This window comes from Microbacterium xanthum (genome assembly GCF_034531355.1).
GTDB classification, from domain to species: Bacteria; Actinomycetota; Actinomycetes; order Actinomycetales; family Microbacteriaceae; genus Microbacterium; species Microbacterium xanthum.
The window spans coordinates 1,184,269-1,195,647 of record NZ_JAWHUE010000001.1 but is presented as its reverse complement, the minus strand read 5'-3'; the positions used below and the strand labels follow the sequence as shown (position 1 = coordinate 1,195,647).

General features: G+C 70.2%; 10 protein-coding genes and 1 pseudogene. 4 read left to right on the top strand and 7 right to left on the bottom strand.

Annotation, left to right across the window (positions count from 1 at the left end):
* A pseudogene (locus RZO50_RS05720) lies at window positions 1-534 on the top strand (ExeM/NucH family extracellular endonuclease); the annotation flags it as partial.
* A gap of 416 nt (window positions 535-950) precedes the next feature.
* Here the strand turns inward: RZO50_RS05720 and RZO50_RS05715 are convergent.
* The 5 genes from RZO50_RS05715 to RZO50_RS05695 all read right to left on the bottom strand — a co-directional run bounded on the left by RZO50_RS05715 (window position 951) and on the right by RZO50_RS05695 (window position 6,572).
* The gene (locus RZO50_RS05715; RefSeq protein ID WP_322598703.1) at window positions 951-2,129 is read right to left on the bottom strand and encodes a thiolase family protein; all 1,179 of its coding nucleotides are present in this window, start codon (window positions 2,127-2,129) and stop codon (window positions 951-953) included.
* Between the two features lie 88 nt (window positions 2,130-2,217).
* The gene (locus tag RZO50_RS05710) at window positions 2,218-3,435 is read right to left on the bottom strand and encodes a bifunctional 2-methylcitrate synthase/citrate synthase (protein WP_416211567.1); all 1,218 of its coding nucleotides are present in this window, start codon (window positions 3,433-3,435) and stop codon (window positions 2,218-2,220) included.
* A 61-nt stretch (window positions 3,436-3,496) separates the two neighbouring features.
* Complete coding sequence (prpB, locus tag RZO50_RS05705) at window positions 3,497-4,396, bottom strand: methylisocitrate lyase (RefSeq protein WP_322598702.1); 900 nt, start codon at window positions 4,394-4,396, stop codon at window positions 3,497-3,499.
* The gene (locus RZO50_RS05700; RefSeq protein ID WP_322598701.1) at window positions 4,396-5,922 is read right to left on the bottom strand and encodes an MmgE/PrpD family protein; all 1,527 of its coding nucleotides are present in this window, start codon (window positions 5,920-5,922) and stop codon (window positions 4,396-4,398) included. The genes prpB and RZO50_RS05700 overlap by 1 nt, the downstream gene beginning before the upstream one ends.
* Window positions 5,919-6,572 carry a GntR family transcriptional regulator gene (locus RZO50_RS05695; protein WP_322598700.1) on the bottom strand — a complete coding sequence of 218 codons (654 nt, stop codon included), beginning with the start codon at window positions 6,570-6,572 and terminating at the stop codon, window positions 5,919-5,921. Before RZO50_RS05695 ends, RZO50_RS05700 begins: the two co-directional genes overlap by 4 nt.
* Before the next feature lie 126 nt (window positions 6,573-6,698).
* Between RZO50_RS05695 and RZO50_RS05690 the strand changes: the two genes are divergently transcribed.
* The 3 genes from RZO50_RS05690 to RZO50_RS05680 all read left to right on the top strand — a co-directional run bounded on the left by RZO50_RS05690 (window position 6,699) and on the right by RZO50_RS05680 (window position 9,840).
* Window positions 6,699-7,673: an ABC transporter ATP-binding protein gene (locus RZO50_RS05690; protein ID WP_322598699.1), complete on the top strand. Its 975-nt coding sequence runs from the start codon at window positions 6,699-6,701 to the stop codon at window positions 7,671-7,673.
* On the top strand, window positions 7,670-9,280 hold the full coding sequence (locus RZO50_RS05685; protein WP_322598698.1) for an ABC transporter permease: 1,611 nt from the start codon (window positions 7,670-7,672) through the stop codon (window positions 9,278-9,280). The genes RZO50_RS05690 and RZO50_RS05685 overlap by 4 nt, the downstream gene beginning before the upstream one ends.
* A gap of 107 nt (window positions 9,281-9,387) precedes the next feature.
* The gene (locus RZO50_RS05680) at window positions 9,388-9,840 is read left to right on the top strand and encodes a GbsR/MarR family transcriptional regulator (protein ID WP_322598761.1); all 453 of its coding nucleotides are present in this window, start codon (window positions 9,388-9,390) and stop codon (window positions 9,838-9,840) included.
* On the opposite strand, the gene RZO50_RS05675 is transcribed toward RZO50_RS05680, so the two are convergent.
* Window positions 9,786-10,292, bottom strand: a complete 507-nt coding sequence (locus tag RZO50_RS05675) for an NUDIX hydrolase (protein WP_322598697.1) — start codon at window positions 10,290-10,292, stop codon at window positions 9,786-9,788. The two genes, RZO50_RS05680 and RZO50_RS05675, sit on opposite strands and share 55 nt — an antisense overlap.
* 31 nt (window positions 10,293-10,323) lie before the next feature.
* Entirely contained in the window at window positions 10,324-11,337 is a 1,014-nt protein-coding gene (locus RZO50_RS05670) for an aldo/keto reductase family protein (RefSeq protein ID WP_322598696.1), read from the bottom strand.
* Window positions 11,338-11,379 lie beyond the last annotated feature (42 nt).

The following is an 11,379-nucleotide window of genomic DNA, read 5'->3' as shown; positions in this document are numbered from 1 at the left end:
GGCTGGGTCGACCTCGCCGCATCCGTGGCCTACTTCGAACAAGCCAGCCCCCTCGACCCCGCACCCCTGGGACGCGCGGTCATCGCCGACGACACCACCGAACCCACACCGACACCCACCCCGACCGACGGTGCGGACGAAGGCACCGACTGGGTCGAATGGAACATCGGATCGGGCACCGTCGAACAAGGCGGCACCCTCACCGTGGAGCTGACCGGACTGAACCCCGGCCAGGTCGTGGACGCGACCCTCTACAGCGACCCGATCGTGATCGAGAACATCCCCGCGGCGAACAGCGCCGGGGAGATCACCTTCACCGTCGCCATCCCCACCGACCTCGAAACCGGGGCCCACACCCTCGTCCTCGAATCCGACGGATACGACGACGTGGACATCCCCGTCACCGTGGTCACCGCGGGATCCCTCGCCGCCACCGGCGCCGAAACCCCCTGGGGTCTAGCTTTGGCCGCAGCGTTCCTCATCGTGATCGGCGGCACCCTCGCCATCACACGCCGCCGCACCACCACCGCATAACCCCGCACCACCCACACCCCCAGGGCCCCGGCCTCCCACAAGGAGACCGGGGCCCTCCCACACCCCCACCCCCCCCCACACCCCCCGGAACCATGTCCCACAAAACGCCGGCAACGCACCCCTCAGCCGACACAAACCGGGACACACCCCCCACACCATCCAGAACCATGTCCCACAAAACGTCGGCATAGACCTCTATCACCGCAGAAAAGGGCACACGCCTCCGCGCTTCCCGCGCCTATGTCCCACAAAGTGTCGGTATGGGCCTCTGTCGCCGCAGAAATCGGGACACGCCTCCGCGCTTCCCGCGCCCATGTCCCACAAAGTGTGGGCAAGGGCCTCTGTCGCCGCAGAAATGGGGACATGCCCCCGGGACACGCGGACAGGGAGCGGCCGCCGGGGTGAGCGGGATGGGGTCAGAGGCGTTCGAGGATCGTGGCGTTGGCCAGTCCGCCGCCTTCGCACATGGTCTGAAGTCCATACCGGCCGCCGCGCTGCTCGAGCGCGTCGACAAGGGTCGCCATCAGGCGGGTTCCGGATGCGCCGACCGCGTGCCCGAGGGCGATCGCCCCACCCCAGGGGTTCAGAGACTGCGGGTCGACGTCGAACTCCCGCTGCCAGGCCAGCGGCACCGAGGCGAACGCCTCGTTCACCTCGAACACGTCGATGTCGCTGATCGAAAGCCCACTGCGGTCGAGGATGCGCCGTGTCGCCGGTATGGGACCGGTCAGCATGAGCAGGGGGTCGTCGCCGACGACGGCGAAGGAGTGGAAGCGCGCCCGCGGCGTGAGCCCCAGGGCGGATGCGGTCTCCTCAGCCATGATGAGCGTCGCCGAGGCGGCATCGGTCAGCGGCGACGAGGACCCGGCGGTGATGCGCCATTCGAGCTGCGGAAAGCGGGCCGCGAGCGCGTCGGTGCGAAACACCGGCGGCAGCCCGGCGAGCGCCTCCGCCGTGGTGCCTTCGCGCACCGTCTCGTCGAACCCGACGGCGTCGGAACCGCCCGCGAGCACGGGCGTCACCTGACGGTCGAACCAGCCGTGTCGCCAGGCGTGCGCCGCCCGGCGATGCGATTCGGCCGCGTAGGCGTCGAGCTCGTCGCGCGCCAGGCCCCAGCGATCGGCGATCAGCTCGGCCGAGACCCCCTGGTTCACCAGGCCGTCCGGGTACCGATGCCGGATCCCCTCCGGCACGCTCCCGCCCGCGCCGCTCGACCCGAGCGGCACACGACTCATCGACTCGACGCCACCGGCGATCACGATGTCGTAGGCTCCCGCGATCACGCCCTGCGCGGCGAAGTGCGCGGCCTGCTGACTCGATCCGCACTGCCGGTCCACCGTCGTGGCGGGGACCTTCTCGTCGAACCCGGCGGCGAGCACGGCGTGGCGCGCGATGTTCATCGCCTGGTCGCCGACCTGGCTGACACATCCGAGGATGACGTCGTCGACCTGGGCGGATTCGAGCCCGTTGCGTTCGAGCAACGTGGTGAGCACGGCGGCGGCGAGGTCGGCGGGATGGACTCCGCTCAGCGCTCCACCGGGCTTGCCCCGGCCCGAGGGTGTGCGGACGGCGTCGACGATGACGGCGGATCGCATGCCGCGATCCTCTCACGCACCGACGCCGTCCGACAGGTGACGTTCAACGGCGACCGCCGATGCGCGGGCACCGCCGACTGCCAGCCGGTCAGCCCGCCGCTTCCTCCGGGCGTTCCGACACGTCGATGGCCGCGGTGTCGGGCACATAGCCCTCGATGTGCCGCTCCTCGGGCCCACTGTAGGCCGACAGCGGCCGGATGAGGGCGTTGGATGCCTGCTGCTCCATGATGTGCGCGGTCCACCCGGTCACGCGCGCGGCGACGAACAGCGGCGTGAAGGTGAGGGTGTCGAATCCCATGAGGTCGTAGGCGGGCCCGGACGGATAGTCCAGGTTCGGGTAGATGCCCTTCCGCGCGACGAACTCCGTCTCGAGTGCGTCGTACAGCGCCGCGACATCGGGCCGGTCGTAGTGCGCGACGAGGGTGTCGAGGGCGGCCTTCATCGTCGGCACGCGCGAGTCGCCACGCTTGTAGACCCGGTGACCGAAGCCCATGATCTTGCGCTTGCGGGCCAGAGCGTCGTCGAGCCACGACGGGACGCTCTCGGCGTCGCCGATCTCATCGAAGACGTGCAGCACGGCCTCGTTGGCGCCGCCGTGCAGCGGCCCCTTCAGCGCACCGATCGCCCCGGTGACCGCGGAGTACAGGTCGCTCAGGGTCGACGCGATCACACGGGAGGTGAAGGTGGATGCGTTGAACGAGTGCTCGGCGTAGAGGATCATCGAGCGGTTGAACGCGTCGACCACGACCTCGCCCGGCACTTCGCCGAAGGTCATCCACAGGAAGTTCGCCGCATAGTCGAGGTCGTCGCGCGGGGCGATCAGCCCTTCGCCGCGGCGGCGTCGCTGTCCGTAGGCGACGATGGCCGGCAGCACGGCGAACAGCCGGATGCTCCGGGCGAGGTTCTCTTCGGCACTGCCGGAGGCATCCATCACCGACCCGGACCCGGCGAGGTCCTGGGCGCCGATGACGCTCACGGCGGTGCGGACCTCGTCCATCGGGTGCGCGTCGAGCGGGACGAGGTCGATCGCGGCGCGCACCTCGTCGGTCAGGGCCCGGTGGGCGCGTTCGGTGGCTCGCAGTGCGGCGAGCTGCTCGGGGGTCGGGAGTTCCCCGTTCCACAGCAGGTACGCGACAGCCTCGAACGGCTGGGTGGCGGCCAGCTCCTGCACCGGGTAGCCGCGGTAGAGGAGGCTGTTGGTCTCGGGGTTCACCTTGGAGATGGCGGTCTCGTCGGCGACGACCCCGACGAGTCCCTTGCGGATGTCGGTCACGGTCACTCCTTCGTGTCGTTCCTGCGGATGCATGTCCCCTTTTCTGTCGGCATGAAGGCCTCTGGCAGCCGGAAGTGGGACATGATGTGGCGGATCAGGGGGACGGGCGGTAGGTGAAGATGTCCTGATCGAAGTGGTTGTAGCCCTCGTAGTCGATGAGCTCGTACAGGTCGGCGCGGTGCTGCATGCGCGGCAGGTGCGAGGTCAGGTGCCCCTCGTCGACCAGCGTATCGAGTGCGTCGGATGCGGCGCCCATCGCCATCCGCAGCAGCGACACCGGCCAGATGACCATGTTCACGCCGACCGAGGCGAGCTGGTCGACGGAGAAGAGGTCGGACTTGCCGAACTCGGTCATGTTCGCCAGGATCGGCACGTCCACCGCCTCGCGCATCGCGGCGAACTCCTCGAGCGTGCGCATGGCCTCGGGGAAGATCGCATCGGCACCGGCGGCCACGAGCGCCCGGGCCCGGTCGACGGCGGCGTCCATGCCCTCGACGGCACGGATGTCGGTGCGCGCCATGATGAGGAAGTTCGGATCGCGGCGGGCGTCGACGGCGGCCCGGATGCGCTTGACCGCCGTGTCGGCGTCGACGACGCCCTTTCCGTCGAGGTGACCGCAGCGTTTGGGGTTGACCTGGTCTTCGATGTGCGTGCCGGACAGGCCCGCGTCCTCGAGGGTCTGAATCGTGCGGGCGACGTTCATCGGCTCGCCGAACCCGGTGTCGGCGTCGATGATCGCGGGCAGCTCCGTCATCCGGGCGATCTGGGCGCCGCGGGCGGCGACCTCGGTGAGGGTCGTCAGCCCGATGTCGGGAAGCCCCAGGTCGGCGGAGAGGACGGCGCCGGAGATGTAGACGCCCTCGAAGCCCTTGCGCTCGATCAGCCGGGCACTGAGCGGGTTGAAGGCTCCAGGGAACCGCAGGAGATCGCCGGAGGCGAGCCGTTCCCGGAACCGTCGGCGCTTCTCGTGCACCGGCGTCTGCGCGTACAGCATCAGAAGATGCCCTTGGGTGCGGGAGCCGATGCCAGCACCCCGAGCTTCGCGACGATGGACAGCTGGCGCACCTCGTCGACGGAGAGCTCGGGCAGGCGCTGGACCACCTCCAGGAAACGCTCGATCTCGGCCGGCTCGAGCACGGGCTCGGCGAGGGTGCGGAACTTCGCGATGTAGTCCTCGCGGGCGAAGGGGCGCGCGCCGAGCGGATGCGCGTCGGCGACCGCGATCTCGTCCTCGACGGTCGACCCGTCGACGAGGGTGATGACCACGCGACCGCCGAAGGCCTTCTCGGCGGGGTCGATCGAGTGGTAGCGACGCGTCCACTCCTCGTCCTCGGCGGTGGTGATCTTGCGCCACAGGGCGACCGTGTCCGCGCGACCGGCGCGCTCGGGCGTGTAGGAGTCGACGTGGTGCCACCCGCCGTCCTGCAGGGCGACGGCGAAGATGTACGGGATCGAGTGATCGAGCGTCTCGCGCGACGCGGTGGGGTCGTACTTCTGCGGATCGTTCGCCCCCGACCCGATCACGTAGTGGGTGTGGTGGGAGGTGTGCAGCACGATCGAGTCGATCTTCGCCGGGTCGACGAGGTCCGGGCGCTCGCCGTGGAGCTTCCGCGCGAGGTCGATCCAGGCCTGCGCCTGATACTCCGCGGAGTGCTCCTTCGTGTACGACTCGAGGATCGCCCGCTTGGGCTCGCCCTCTTCCGGCAGCGGGACGTCGTACGTCGCCTCCGGCCCGTCGAGCATCCAGGCGATCACGCCGTCTTCCCCTTCGTAGATCGGCGAGGGCGAGGTCTCGCCGCGCATCGCGCGGTCGACCGCCTCGATCGCCATCTTTCCGGCGAAGGCAGGGGCATGCGCCTTCCACGTCGAGATCTCACCCTTGCGCGACTGACGCGTTGCCGTCGTGGTGTGCAAGGCCTGGCCGATGGCCTGAGAGATGGTCTCGACGTCGAGACCGAGGAGAGTGCCGATGCCGGCGGCGGCCGAAGGCCCGAGGTGGGCGACGTGGTCGATCTTGTGCTTGTGCAGGCAGATCGCCTTGACGAGGTCGATCTGGATCTCGTACCCGGTCGCGAGGCCGCGGAGCAGGGCGGCCCCGTCGGCACCGACGTGCTGAGCGACGGCGAGGATCGGCGGGATGTTGTCGCCGGGATGCGAGTAGTCGGCGGCGAGGAAGGTGTCATGGTAGTCGAGCTCGCGCACGGCGACGCCGTTGGCCCACGCCGCCCACTCCGGGCTCGTGCGCCGCTCGAGCGCGCAGCCGAAGACGGTCGCGCCGGCGCCGCTGATCGACACCGCGTGGTCGAGGGCCTGCTGGCGGGCGGCGGAGACGGGCCGGCGCGTGAGCGACGCGGCGGCCACCGCGGCGTTGTCGATGAGGCGGTTGATGATCATGTCGCGGGTCTCGTCGTCGACCTCGACGGGGTCGACGGCGACCTGCGCGATGTGCCACGCGAGCTGCCCCTCGCGCGCGAGGTTCTCGTCGCTGCGGTGGACACGGGTGTGGTGGAAGACGCTCATGGGACGAGCCTTTCAGATACGGCGGTCGGAAGGGAGCCGAGGATCCCTTCGAGGGCGTTGTGCAGGTGCACATGGGTGGCGTGTGCGGCCAGGTCGGCATCGCCTCGGGCGATCGCGTCGGCGATGAGGCGGTGTTCGTGGACGGATGCCTCGAGCCGCGCGGGCTGTTCGCGCGCCATGCGCCGCACCCGCACCAGGTGGGTGCGGACCGCGCGCAGGGGCGACACGAGGTAGTCGTTGTCGACGGCGTCGTCGATCGCGGCGTCGAAGTCGGCGATGAGGGCGTCGTAGGCCTCCCGCCCGGACGCAGCGGTCAGGTCGACGCGGCTGAGCGCGTCGCCGATGACGCGGAAGGCGTCGGGGGATCCGCGGCGGGCGGCGAGGCGCGCGGCGGTCTCCTCGAGGGCGCGACGCACCTCGAACAGCCTCCGGATGTCGTCGGCGTCGATCTCACTGACGACGGTGAGGCGCGGGGACTGCTGCACGACGAGGCCGGCGGCGGCGAGGCGCCCGAGGGCCTCTCGCATCGGGGTCCGGCTGACGCCGAGCCGCGCGGCCTGCTCGGCCTCGGCCACCACGGCGCCCGGAGGGAGGGTCCCCCGCAGGATCTCGTCGAGGAGCGTCTCGTAGGCGCGGTCGCTGGCCCGCATGCACTCACCTCCCGCAACTCCTCCTGCAGTGTATACACAAAGGCGATTCGCGGCGCGCGATCCGACTGAGATCGCCCTCAAGGTATACCGATTCACAGATTCATGAAATCGGCGTAGCGTCGGCACATGGACACCGTCGTTCGCACCCGCGACCTGCACAAGCACTACGGCGCCGTGCACGCCCTCGACGGCCTCGACCTCACGGTCGATGCCGGCCAGATCCACGGTTTCCTCGGGCCGAACGGCGCGGGGAAGTCCACGGCCATCCGCATCCTCCTCGGCCTCGCGCGCGCGACGGCGGGCGAGGCGAGCGTGCTCGGGATGCATCCGTGGAACGATGCGGTCGCCGTGCACGCTCGCCTCGCCTCGGTGCCCGGCGACGTGAGCGTCTGGCCGAACCTCTCCGGCGGAGAGGCGATCGACGTGCTGGCACGATTGCGCGGGGCCGACACCTCGTCGACCGGGTACCGGGAGGAACGCGCCCGCCTGCTGGATGCGTTCGGGTTCGATCCGCGCAAGAAGGGTCGCGCCTACTCGAAGGGGAATCGGCAGAAGGTCGCCCTCATCGCCGCGTTCGCCGTTCCCGCCGATCTGTACGTCCTCGATGAGCCGACCAGCGGCCTGGACCCGCTGATGGAGGTGGTGTTCCAGCGGGAGCTGCGGCGCGTCCGGGATGCCGGGGCGACGGTGCTGCTGTCGAGCCACATCCTCTCCGAAGTGGAGCAGGTATGCGACCGCGTGAGCATCATCCGCGCCGGCCGCATCGTCGAATCCGGGACACTGGCCGACCTCCGCCACCTCACCCGCACCGAGGTGTCCTTCGCCGTGAACGGCGAGGCCCCCGCCGCCCTGCCCGGTGTGCACGACCTCGAGGTGGTCGACGGACGAGCGCGCTTCTCGGTCGACAGCGACCAGGTCGCCGGGATCCTCCCCGGCCTCGCGGCGCGGAACGTCCAGGGTCTGCGGGTCGCCCCGCCCTCGCTCGAGGAACTCTTCCTCCGTCACTACGGCGACGACACGGGCGAGTCGGGCGAACCGGTCGTCTCCGCAGGTGCCCCCTCCTCACGACGCGAGGCGCGACGAACCGGGAGAAGGTCGTGACCATCCTGCTGGGGCAGCGGCTGCGGCGCGACGCGCGTCAGCTCGTGCTGTGGATCGTCGGCACGGCGCTGCTGGCGGCGATGGGCAACATCGCCGTGGCTGACGCGTTCGGAACGGAGCAGGCCCGGGTGGGTCTGCTCGCGGCGGCGATCGGCAACCCGGTCATCCTGCTCTTCCGTGGCCTGCCCTCCGGCGCGGACCAGGACCAGGTGGTGATCTTCCTCATCCTCCCGGTGCTGATGTTCCTCGCCGCACTCATGAACACCTTCCTCGCCGTGCGGCACACCCGCGCCGAGGAGGAACAGGGGCGCGCCGAGCTGGTCTCGGCCACACCGGCGTCCCGCACCACCCCGCTGATGGCCACCATCGCCCATGGCCTGCTGGCAGACGTCGTGCTCGCGGTGCTGGTCTCGCTCGCCTTCATCGCCTCCGGTCTCGGCGCGGGCGGATCATTCCTCGCAGGCTCCGCCGTAGGCGGTGTCGGCGTCTCCTTCCTCGGGGTGGGGCTGGTCGCCGGGCAGATCATGCGCACCTCGCGCGGCGCGAACGCGCTGGCGGTGTGGACGGTGACCGCACTGTTCCTCATCTGCGGCTTCGGCAACGCCCTCGGCACCCCGAGCGACGATCTGCAGCGCATGGAGAGCTCGTGGCTGACCTGGCTGTCGCCGTTCGGATGGGCCGAGAACACCCGCGCGTTCGACGACGACGTCTGGTGGCTGCTGCTGCCCCTGATCGGCCTCGGCGCCGTCCTCGCGGGTGCTGCACTGGCCCTGCAATCGGTGCGCGACCTCGGCGAAGGGTTCGTCGCCTCCCGACGCGGTCGGGAGGGCGCCGGACGGATGCTCGCCTCGCCGACCGGGCTCGTGTGGCGGCTCACACGCGGGGGCATCCTCGGGTGGGCCGTCGGCGGCCTCCTCGTCGGCATCCTGGCGACGTCGTTGAGCGGTGTGATCGACGAGTTCACACAGGACAATCAGGCGATGCGCGACATGATCGCGCAGATGACCGGCGGCGCCGACACCGCGTCGGCCACCGTCGCGGTGTTCTTCGCGATGCTCGGCGTGCTCGCGGCGTGCTGCGCCGTGCAGATCGCGTGCCACGCGCGCCAGGAAGAGGCGCACGGCACCGCCGAGCCGGTGCTGTCGACCCCGATCGCACGCGTGCGCTGGCTGGCCGACTACGTCGCCGTCGCGGCGATCGGCATCGTGCTGGTGGTCGGCGCGGCGGTGGCCGGCGCCGCGATCGGGATCGCCGCCGACGGCGGTGACGCGGACCTGCTGGGGGAAGCGACGGTGATGGGCGCCGGGCAGGCAGCCGCCGCCGCCGTCTTCCTGGCTTCGACGGCACTCGTGTTCGTCGTCGCGCCGCGGCTGACGATCCCCCTGGCGTGGACTCTCGTGATGCTCGGACTGGTCTTCGGTCTGTTCGGGCCGCTCTTCGGGTTCCCCGACTGGCTCGTCGACCTGTCACCGATCGCGCAGGCACCGACCGTGTCCGGCGGGGAGGTCGAGCTTCGCGGCCTGTGGTGGCTCCTGGCGGTGACCGCGGCGGGGCTCGGCGCCGCCCTCGCGCTCATGCGCCGCCGCGAACTGGTGGCGACGAGTTGACCGGCGGCACAGCAGAACCTCGCGAGGAGGGACCACGCCGGGAGGCCGGGGGGCACGCGGGAGTCGAACCGGCCGAGCAGGCGGCGGCGCTGCTGGCCGGGTCCGGGATGCCGCGCATGCAGTCACGAGTGCTCATGGCCCTCGTCGGATCACCCGACGAGGGGTACACCGCCGCCGACCTCGCCGAGCGCCTCGGCGTCTCGGCCGCCGCGGTCTCGGGTGCGGTCCGGTCCCTGCAGAGCATGCGGCTCATCCAGCGCCTGTCGCGTCCCGGGGAACGACGCGACCGGTACGATCTGGCCGACGACATGTGGAGCGGCGTGATCACCGCCAACGTGCCCCTCTACGCTCAGCTGGGCACGCTCATGCATCGCGTCGCCGAGGCGAATCACGACGCCCCGCTCTCCGCGGCGCGAGCCCGCGAGAGCGCGGACTTCCTGCAGTTCCTCGCCGACCGGATGCCGCACCTGGTTGCGGAATGGACGGCGCATCGTCGCTCCGAGGATCAGTCGAGGGCCTCACGCAGCCGCTCGAGCAGCGCATCCAGCACCGGGCGCTGACCCTTGACGAGCTTCTCGCGAGCATCCTCGAGCGCGAACCAGGCGGCGCGATCCACCTCCGGGAACGTCGCGGTCCTCCCCGACCGGGGCGGCCACTCCATCTCGAACACACCGAAGCCGTCCTCCGGCGGGGTGAACCCGGCACCGTCGGCGACGAAGACCGTGACCCGCTTGCCGGAGGAAGACGGGAAGGTGCCGAGCTCCGCCGCCGGACCCGCCGGCGGGTCGACCCCGAGCTCTTCACGGAACTCCCGCACCGCAGCGGCCGCGGCTGACTCGGCATCCGGGTCGTACTCGCCCTTCGGGATGCTCCACGCCGCGGTGTCCTTCGACGCCCAGAACGGACCGCCCATGTGAGCGATCATCACCTCCACCCCAGGGGCGGCGCCGGCGTCGTCTACGGGTGGACGACGAAGGCGGTACAGGAGGATCCCGGCGCTGTGCACCGTCATCGTCCTGCACCGCCTCCGGTGTCGATTCCGCTCAGACCAGGCGCTGCTTCGGCGAGGTCTCGTACGTGATCTCGGCGTCGTCCTCGACGACGCCGTTGAGCGCCTCGTCGATGGCCGACATCACACTCTCGTCGAGGGTGACGCCGGAGGCCTTCACGTTGTCGGCGATCTGCTCCGGGCGCGATGCCCCGACCAGGGCGGCCGCGACGTTGTCGTTCTGCAGCACCCAGGCGATCGACAGCTGCCCCATCGTCAGCCCGAGGTCATCGGCGATCGGCTTGAGCTTCTGCACCGCCGTGAGCGTGTCGTCGTTCAAGAAGCGCTTGATGAAGTTCGCACCGCTCTTCTCATCGGTCGCGCGAGAGCCCTCGGGCAGCGGCTGCCCCGGCAGGTACTTGCCGGTCAGAACACCCTGCGCCATCGGGGACCATACGATCTGCGAGATGCCGAGGGCGCGTGAGGTCGGCACGACCTTGCCCTCAATCACGCGCCACAGCGCGGAGTATTGCGGCTGGTTGGAGATCAGCTGAATGCCGAGCTCCTTCGCCAGCGCGTGGCCCTCGCGGAGCTGCTCGGCAGTCCACTCGGAGACGCCGATGTACAGCGCCTTTCCCTGTCGGACGACGTCGGCGAAGGCCTGGAAGGTCTCCTCGATGGGTGTCTCGTGATCGAACCGGTGGGCCTGGTACAGATCGACGTAATCGGTGCCGAGACGCTGGAGCGACGCGTCGATCGACTCGAAGATGTGCTTGCGGCTCAGACCGGTGTCGTTGGGCCCCTTCGGACCGGTGGGGAAGTAGACCTTCGTGAAGATCTCGAGGGACGCGCGTCGCTGGCCCTTGATGGCCTCGCCGAGGACGCTCTCAGCGGCGCCGTTGGCGTACACGTCGGCGGTGTCGAAGGTGGTGATGCCGGCGTCGAGTGCGGCGTGGACGGTCTTGACGGCGGCGTCGTTCTCGACCTGCGAACCGTGGGTGACCCAGTTGCCGTAGGTGATCTCGGAGACCTTGAGGCCGCTGTTGCCCAGGTAGCGATAGTTGACCATGCCGACCACGCTACCGGCGGTCGCCGACACCTCGGCGTGCCG

Coding starts and splice junctions, on each gene's coding strand:
- RZO50_RS05675 (WP_322598697.1), bottom strand. CDS start 10,292: ATGACGGTGCACAGCGCCGGGATCCTCCTGTACCGCCTTCGTCGTCCA.
- RZO50_RS05710 (WP_416211567.1), bottom strand. CDS start 3,435: ATGCATCCGCAGGAACGACACGAAGGAGTGACCGTGACCGACATCCGC.
- RZO50_RS05670 (WP_322598696.1), bottom strand. CDS start 11,337: ATGGTCAACTATCGCTACCTGGGCAACAGCGGCCTCAAGGTCTCCGAG.
- RZO50_RS05700 (WP_322598701.1), bottom strand. CDS start 5,922: ATGAGCGTCTTCCACCACACCCGTGTCCACCGCAGCGACGAGAACCTC.
- prpB (WP_322598702.1), bottom strand. CDS start 4,396: ATGCTGTACGCGCAGACGCCGGTGCACGAGAAGCGCCGACGGTTCCGG.
- RZO50_RS05715 (WP_322598703.1), bottom strand. CDS start 2,129: ATGCGATCCGCCGTCATCGTCGACGCCGTCCGCACACCCTCGGGCCGG.
- RZO50_RS05680 (WP_322598761.1), top strand. CDS start 9,388: ATGCCGCGCATGCAGTCACGAGTGCTCATGGCCCTCGTCGGATCACCC.
- RZO50_RS05690 (WP_322598699.1), top strand. CDS start 6,699: ATGGACACCGTCGTTCGCACCCGCGACCTGCACAAGCACTACGGCGCC.
- RZO50_RS05695 (WP_322598700.1), bottom strand. CDS start 6,572: ATGCGGGCCAGCGACCGCGCCTACGAGACGCTCCTCGACGAGATCCTG.